6 protein-coding genes are annotated in these 7913 nt (G+C 64.1%); 2 read left to right on the top strand and 4 right to left on the bottom strand.

Annotated elements, in window-relative coordinates; genetic code table 11:
- Together VEK15_15665 and VEK15_15660 are read right to left on the bottom strand one after the other, a co-directional pair.
- Positions 1-844: TolC family protein (locus VEK15_15665; protein ID HXV62137.1), on the bottom strand; the 844-nt coding region annotated here is incomplete at its 3' end.
- Entirely contained in the window at positions 844-1464 is a 621-nt protein-coding gene (locus tag VEK15_15660) for a TetR/AcrR family transcriptional regulator (GenBank protein ID HXV62136.1), read from the bottom strand. The genes VEK15_15660 and VEK15_15665, both read right to left, overlap by 1 nt.
- Positions 1465-1547: 83 nt before the next feature.
- Between VEK15_15660 and VEK15_15655 the strand changes: the two genes are divergently transcribed.
- Positions 1548-2963, top strand: a complete 1416-nt coding sequence (locus VEK15_15655) for a phenylacetate--CoA ligase (protein HXV62135.1) — start codon at positions 1548-1550, stop codon at positions 2961-2963.
- A 12-nt stretch (positions 2964-2975) separates the two neighbouring features.
- Here the strand turns inward: VEK15_15655 and VEK15_15650 are convergent, their stop codons facing one another.
- The gene (locus VEK15_15650) at positions 2976-5495 is read right to left on the bottom strand and encodes an ABC transporter permease (GenBank protein HXV62134.1); all 2520 of its coding nucleotides are present in this window, start codon (positions 5493-5495) and stop codon (positions 2976-2978) included.
- A gap of 198 nt (positions 5496-5693) precedes the next feature.
- On the opposite strand from VEK15_15650, the gene VEK15_15645 reads away from it, so the two are divergent.
- Positions 5694-7394, top strand: coding sequence for a HAMP domain-containing sensor histidine kinase (locus VEK15_15645; GenBank protein ID HXV62133.1), 1701 nt, complete (start codon positions 5694-5696; stop codon positions 7392-7394).
- On the opposite strand, the gene VEK15_15640 is transcribed toward VEK15_15645, so the two are convergent.
- The coding region (locus VEK15_15640; GenBank protein ID HXV62132.1) for a hypothetical protein at positions 7363-7913 on the bottom strand (551 nt) is incomplete at its 5' end. The genes VEK15_15645 and VEK15_15640 overlap by 32 nt on opposite strands.

Below are 7913 nucleotides of genomic sequence, written 5' to 3'. Positions count from 1 at the left end.
TGACGATGGGAAAGTAGGCACCCTTTTGCTTTTCCACCTCGAGCTCGGCGGACTCGAGAGCGTATTCGGCGCGCCGGGCCTCGGGCCGAGCGGTCAGGGCGCGGGTGACGAGCGCTTCGGCCGAAGGAAGGAGCGGCACCGCGCGGCGATCGCCCGATGGCTCGACGAGCTCGAGATCTTCGTCGAGGGCGAGGGCGCGCCGCAGAGAGCTCACGGCGAGCTCCCGTCCCCGCTCGGCCTCGATGACTCGCCTCTCGGCGGCCTTGATATCCGCCTCGGCGCGGAGCACGTCGACCCGCGTGGTCTCTCCGGCTTCGAACAGATCGCTTGCCTGCTGACGTCTCGACTCGGCGAGCTCGAGGTTCTTCCTTTCGACCTCGATGAGCGCTTCGGCCTCGAGGGCGAGAAGAAACTGGGCGCTCGTGGTGAGGAGGACTTCGTCGGAGACGAGACGAACGCCTTCGCGCGCGAGGTCGATGCCGATCTTGGACTGGCGATAGGCCTTGAGATCCCGCAGTCCGGCGAAGATCGGCTGGCTGAGGGCAAACCGCAGATCCCAGTTCACCAGGGGGAGAATCGTCCGCACGTCGTCCGGCGGACCGAACGACACGTCGGTCGAGTTTCGTATCAGGCTTCCGTTGAGCGACAAATGGGGAAGCACCGCCGAGCGCGTCAACCGCCGGAAAGCGTCGGCCGCGGGTACGTCGGAGCGAGCCCTCGCGAGAGCCAGGTTCCGGTCGAAGGCAATTGCCAGGGCCTCGCGCAGCGTCAGTTGCCGCGGCGGCGCGGAGGGCTCCTGCTGGATGCAGAGCACGAGCGGCATCGTGAGCATCAGAGAGAGCATCAAGACCCTTTCTCCTCGATTCCATGAAGGAGGAAGTCGACGAGCCATCGGACGTCCACTTCGGCTTCCGGAGGTCTATCTTCCGCCAGGCGGCGAAGCATCAGGGCGACGGCGCTCTCGGAGACGAGCAGCGCGAGGCGCGCCGGATCGCAATGACGCACCTCTCCGGAAACCATCGCCTCCCGCAAGACCTTCTCGAGACGAAGCAAGTGGTTCGCATAGCGCGGATGACAGGCGCGCCGACGTCGGGCGTTCTGATAGAGCTCGGCGGGCGGCTGCTTGTAGGCGACGTAGATCCGGAAAAACTCGCGATGCTCGTCGAAGAACGCAATCTCCGTCCGGACGAGAGCCGTCAGCTTCTCCCGAAACGTTGGAATGCCGGGAAGCGTACCGTCGAGACGCTCCGTCAGCTTCGAGAACGCGTGATCGGCGGTCCGCTCGACGAGGTCATCCCGATCCTTGAAATAGAGATACAGAGTCCCCTTCGCGATGCCGGCTTCGTCGGCGATCTCCTGCATCGTTGCGCCGGCGATCCCTTTGCGTGAGATGACACGAAGCGCCGCGGCCTGGACCTCCTGGGTTCGAATCTCGGGCAGGGGCCGGGAACGTTGCGGCGGCAAAATGACCTCCTGGTCAGTTTAGTGACCGTCGGGTCAGTATTGACACGATGCGGGACTCGCGTCAAGACGATTCCCGCAAGACCATGAGTCGATCCCGTGGCAAAACCGCGCTGAAAGAGTTAGCCTCACCCCTCATGCGCGAGGAGCTCGAGCCGCAGCACGGCATCAACGAGTCCGCCGGCAAGGCCCTCTACTGGAACGAGGAGTCGGAGACGCTTCCCCGCGGGAAACTCGAACTGCTCCAACTCGATCGATTGAAGGCCCAGATCGCTCGCGCCACGGAACGCGTCGGTTTCTACCGGGAGTGGGCGAAGCGAAACGCGTTTTCTCCGGTCGCAATCCGCTCGCTCGAGGACCTAGCGCTCCTCCCGTTCACGAGCAAAACCGATCTTCGCGACCACTATCCTTTCGGGATGTGCGCGGTGCCGCTCTCCGAGCTGGTCCGGGTCCACGCCACGAGCGGCACGACGGGAAAGCCGACGATCGCGCCCTATACCCGCCGCGATCTCGAGCTCTGGGCGGAAGTGATGGCTCGGGTTCTCACCGCCGGCGGGGTTGGCCCGAACGACGTGGTCCAGAACGCTTACGGCTACGGACTCTTCACCGGTGGGCTCGGTTTCGGTCTCGGTGCTGAAACGATTGGCTGCGCGACCATTCCCACCTCGAGCGGGCTCACCTCCCGCCAGCTCGTAGTCATGGAAGACCTGGGCGCCACGGTCCTATGCTGCACGCCTTCCTACGCGCTCGTCATCGCCGAGGAAGCCGAAGCGCAGGGCATCGACTTCCGGCGGCGCATGAGGCTTCGCCTGGGCTTCTTTGGCGCCGAGCCATGGACCGAGGAAATGCGGAGGGAGATCGAAGACCGCCTCGGGCTCGAGGCATTCGACATCTACGGGCTCGCGGAAATCATCGGTCCGGGAGTCGGCGTCGAATGTCAGAGGCACGACGGACTTCACCTGTTCGAAGATCACTTTCTCGCCGAGATCGTCGACCCCGAGAGCGGCAAGACGCTCTCACCGGACTCGACCGGAGAGCTCGTCCTCACGTCGCTCAGTCGTGAGGCTCTGCCTCTTCTCCGGTACCGGACACGGGATCGCGTACGGCTAACCCGCGAGGCCTGCCCCTGCGGACGAACGTTTGCCCGCATGTCGAAGCCCCTAGGACGCACCGACGACATGCTCATCATTCGAGGGGTCAATGTGTTCCCATCACAGATCGAAGCCGCGCTCCTCGAAGTCGATGGTCTCGCCCCGCAGTATTTGATTCTGGTGGATCGCGAGCGCGATCGTCTCGATGAGCTCGAGGTGTGGGTGGAAGCGAGCCCGTCTCTTTTCGCCGAGGGTGAATACGCCATGAAGCGGGTGTCTACCGAAGCCAACAAACGCGTCCGAGACGTGCTCGGAATCAGCGCCCGCGTCGTCGTCGTCACCCCGAAGAAGATCGAGCGGGGCCTCGGGAAAGCAGTTCGGGTGGTCGACCGCAGGAGCTTCCAATCGTGAGCACGGCGTGGATTACCGGGACTCTCCCCGTAGGGCGTGCACCGGATCGATCCGCGTGGCCCGCCGGGCGGGGATATAGCTCGCCAGAGCGGCGACACCGACGAGAAGCAACGGGATGCCGACGAACGTCACCGGATCCGTCGGAGTAACCCCGAACAGGAGACTCGCTGCCAGGCGCGTGACCAGAATCGACACGATCACGCCGACGACGACACCACTCAGCGAGAGCGCCAGCCCGTGCCTCAAGAGCAACCGCATGATGCTCCTCGCGCCGGCGCCGAACGCCATCCGCACGCCGATCTCCTGGATGCGCTGGCGTAGCGAGTAGGACATCACTCCGTACAAGCCAATCGATGCCAGAACGAGAGCCAGAAGCGAAAAGACTCCGACGAGCGTGAGCGTGAAACGTGCCGGGGCCATCGCGTCGTTCACGTAGTCCTCCATCAGACGCAGGTCGGCGATGGGGACGTCGGGATCGAGTGTCTCGACCTCGCGGCGGATGGCGGCCACGAAGCCCAAGGGGTCCGCCTCTCCCCGCACAGTAAGGGTCATCGGCCACCAGGGAAAGAACCGGTAGGGGAAATAGAGAGCTCCGCGCCCGTCCGTGGTGAGCGACTCCGACTTGACGTGCTCCACCATCCCCACGACTTGGACGGACTGGCGCTTCAGATCCATCGTCTCGGTATCGAACTTGACGATCTGCATTCCCTTACCGATGGGATCGTCGTCGGGCCAGGTCTGTTGGGCGAGCTTCTCATCGATCACGATGACCTGCTGGGCATTGGGCTGATTGTCGGCTTCACTGAGAGCTCGGCCCGAGATCAGCCGGATTCCCATGGCTTGGGTATAGCCGGGAAGAGCGGCTCGGTAGTCCGCCCGATTCGTCGCCCACTCCTCCTCGGTAGCGCCCTCCCGCCCGTAGGCGAGAACCCAGTACTGATCGCCGCCGCCAAGCGGAATCGGAGTGGCGCCACCGACGGCTTCCACGCCCGGAAGCGCCCCGATTCGGTCGCGCAAACGGTCGAAGAAGCTGACACGCATCTCGGGGTCGCGATACTTGAAGAACGGTAGAGGGACGGTCAGGGTAAGTACGTTCCGGGCGTGAAATCCCGGGTCGACTTGCTGAAGGTTGCGGAAGCTCCGCGCGGTGAGACCGGCGCCGATCAAAAGGACCAGCGAGAGAGCCACCTCGGACACGACGAGCACGGTGCGAAGTTTGTTGCCGCGCACCCCTCCGGAGTCGCTGCCTCGCTCCATGAGAGCTGTCGCCAGGTTCGGGCTCGCCGACTTCAGGGCCGGTGCCGCCCCGAACACGAGAGCGGCCAGAAGCGAGGCCCCCGCGGTGAACACCATCACCGTGGCGTCGATCGAGACACTCTCGAATCGTGGCAAGTTGACCGGCTGCATCGCCACCATCACTCTGATTCCGACCCACGCCAGCGCAGTCCCCAGAACGCCGCCGACAAGGGCGAGAACGCCACTCTCGGTGAGCATCTGGGCAATGATTCGCCGCTGTCCCCCGCCGAGGGCGGCGCGTACCGCGATCTCCCTCTCTCGTTCCTTGGCGCGTACGAGCAGAAGATTCGCGACGTTGGCGCAGGCGATGAGCAATACGAACGCCACGGCCGCGAGCAGAGTCAGTAGCAAAGGGCGAACGTGCTCGACGACGTCCCGGTGCATGGAGTTCACGACGATCTCCATCCCCACGCTTCGATGATGCTGGAACTGCTCTCGGAATCGCGCCGCCAGCGCGTCCATCTCCGACTGAGCCTGTTCGAGGGTCACGTCGGGCTTCATACGCGCGACCACCGTGAGCCATTCACCGTCACGCGGACTCGTCGAGAAGTCCACCGGGAACACGCGCCAGGCGTCGATGTTCGTGGGCATGCCGGCATAAGCCGGCAAATAAACGTGAAAATCGGGCGGAAGGACCCCGACGATGACGCACGCCTGGCCGTCGAGCTGCAGCCCTTTGCCGAGAACGCGGGGATCGGCCCCGAACTGCCGCTGCCACATGCCATGGGTCAGCATGAGAGCACCCGGCGGAAGCTTCGCGTTCGGGTCCATGAAAACCTTGGGATCGATGGCGGTTCCATCCGCGGGCTCGAAGTCTCGCCCCATGAAGGGCCGTACGCCGAGGACCTTGAACAAATTGTGGGTGCTCCAGCCCACCATGACTTGCTCCGGACGCTCCTCACCGGTGATCGTTCCCTCCACGGCGATGGCGCCGGCGAAGTCCTCGAACATCCGCGTCTGTTCTTTGTAGTCGATGAAGTCGGGACCGGACACCGGAGCATTCGGGCGGTTGGCGTTCGTCATCCGGTTCCAAATCAGTACCAGACTCTCGGGGTCTCCGTAAGGCAATGGCCGCAGGAGGACCGCATTGGCGACGCTGAAGATCGCCACGTTGCTTCCAATCCCGAGGGCCAGCGTCAGAACCACGACCGCGGTGAAGGCCGGCCGCTGCCCAAAGGTGCGAACGGCGTAGCGAACGTCCCGAAGAAACAGACTCAATATCGTTCCGTCAATCATAGGTTTTCGAGGTATCCCCGGAGGGCGTCGGGCCCATCTTGAAACGGCCCTCCATTATGCTCAGAAGCGCGCCGCTTTGCACATTTTCCATACCTTAATTTGACTCCCTCAACTGGTCAGACTCATCGGTGGGAATCGCGTCGATTCGAGGCTCGTTGCAACATCCCGGATCTCGCGGTATCGCTACAATGGAGCATCATGAAGTGGTCCCGCGGGATGCGCCTGCCCGCCCTGCTGCTGGCGCTTCTCGGGATGCTTGCCTGGCTCCAGTTCCGGTGGACGGGACAGATTAGCATCGCCGAGCGAGAACGGATGCAGGACAGCCTCCAATCCTCGCTCCGGCGGTTTACCGGCGAGATCGACGAGGAGCTGGCGCTCCTGGTGCGAACCTTCCGCCTAGACGCGGCTGACGAGCTCGGACCGGCGCTCGCCAACCGGTGGGAGCGCTACCGGGAGGAAGCGCGTTACCCGACGCTGGTCGATGCGCTCTACGTGGCCGACTCTCATGGCGACTTGACGAAGCTCGATGACACCGGCGCGCTCGTGACCGTGGAGTGGCCCCCGCTCCTCGAGCGCGCTCGAGACCAGTGGGAGCGACCACGCGGCCGAGGGGAGCGCCCGAGCCGCGGCACCCTTCCCTTCCCGCTATCGTTTGTGTCCGAGGCACCGATTCTGGTGGTCCCGATCGCATCGCGGGTTTCGCGCCGGCCCGGCTTCACTCTTGATGGACATACCGTAATCATCGTCGATGTCCCAACGATTCGCGAAGCGATCCTTCCCGAGCTTGCCGAGCGCTATTTCGGGGCTGACTTCGAGGTTGCCGTCATCGATGGCCGGGGGGAGCTCGTGTTCGCGACACCGGGCGGGAACGCGGCACTCGACGAGCCCGATGCCCTTGGGCAGCTCTTTTCGCTCGAGCGATGGCGTGGCCGGCCGCCGAGACCCGGGGAACGTCGTCGCCCGCCGCTCCGGCCCGTCGAGGACCACCAGCAGGGCACCGGCCTCTGGAAGGTTTTCGTGCGTCATCGGGCGGGCTCACTCGAGGCCGCGGTGGCGAGCGCTCGCGCTCGAAACCTCGCGGTGAGCTTCGGGATCCTGGGACTTCTTGCCGCGAGCATCGGTCTCGTCGCGCTGTCGACTCGTCGGGCGGTCGAGCTCAACGATCGCAAGATGGAGTTCGTCGCCGGAGTGTCCCACGAGCTGCGGACACCGCTCGCCGTGCTTCGATCGGCGGGGCAGAACCTCGCCGACGGATCGGTATCCGACCCGGCACAGGTCAAACGCTACGGGCTCCTCATCGAGTCCGAGGGACGAAGGCTCAACGACCTCGTGGAGCAAGTGCTCGAGCTCGCGGGAATCCAGTCGCAAAAACGCCGGTACCGCCACGAACCGATTCTCGCGGAATCGCTCGTATCGGACGTGCTTCGAGACTGCGAAGCTCACCGCCAAGAGCGCGACGTCCCCATCTCCACGAGCTTTCCGACCAAGGGGATCACGTTGATGGGAGACCGGGAAGCGCTCCGACGCGCTCTCAGCAACATCCTGGGGAATGCCCTCAAACACGGCGATGGTGACAACGCCATCGAGATCCTCGCCGAGCCGAGGGGCTCGAAGATTGCGATCGTCGTCAGCGACCGGGGTCCCGGCATTTCGGAAGAGGAGCGCGCTCACCTCTTCGAAGCCTTCTACCGCGGCCGACGCGCCCAGGAGCGCCAGGTGCCAGGGAGTGGACTCGGTTTGAGTCTCGTCGATCACGTCGCTCGCGAGCACGGTGGCCGCGTCGAGGTGGAGTCGACGCCGGGAAAGGGAAGCCGGTTCACGTTGTACCTGCCGGCGGCGGCGCCGCTCGACTCGAGCGGCCAACCCGTCAAGGGATCGACGGATCCATTTCCGCGGTGAAGGTTCCTCCCGTCAAAACACTGAAATCGTTGGTCAGAGCAATGAAGGTCTTCGCGGAGAACGTCACATTCCCACTGCCGCCTACAACGTACCCGCTCCCGGCGGTGATCGAGCAACCCGTGACCGTCAGGAATGTATTGACGGTTTGCGCGGACAGGTTCTGATTCGGGGTCGTGCACAAAGGCTGGACATTCAGCGACAGCTCATAGAGCTGGGCGGCGTTCTCGAAGCCCGGAATCACATTCACGAAGAACGTGCCGCCCGATCCCAGGTCGACGTCGGTCACGCTCTCGGCCGCGCCGATGGGGTTCGAATCAGACATCGCTAACACGGTGCTTCCGTCGCTCGCGAGAACCTCTACGCCCAGATTGTTCTGAGTCAGCGAATTGAAGCTGGTTCCGGCGGAGCAGCTACCACCCATGTTCTGGCTCCCGCTCAGATAGGTTGCGCCGACCGGTGAGAGCGTTACGTCGAGCAGCGTGCCAGGGGCGGCGGTGAAGCTCAGGAAGTCCCCGTCGG

It is taken from the genome of Vicinamibacteria bacterium (assembly GCA_035620555.1).
Taxonomy (GTDB): Bacteria; Acidobacteriota; Vicinamibacteria; order Marinacidobacterales; family SMYC01; genus DASPGQ01.
This window is presented reverse-complemented; position numbering and strand designations above follow the sequence as displayed.

Bases quoted from the DNA above. Each gene is read 5' to 3' on its own strand.
- VEK15_15650 (HXV62134.1), bottom strand. From the start codon at position 5,495: ATGATTGACGGAACGATATTGAGTCTGTTTCTTCGGGACGTTCGCTAC.
- VEK15_15655 (HXV62135.1), top strand. From the start codon at position 1,548: ATGAGTCGATCCCGTGGCAAAACCGCGCTGAAAGAGTTAGCCTCACCC.
- VEK15_15645 (HXV62133.1), top strand. From the start codon at position 5,694: ATGAAGTGGTCCCGCGGGATGCGCCTGCCCGCCCTGCTGCTGGCGCTT.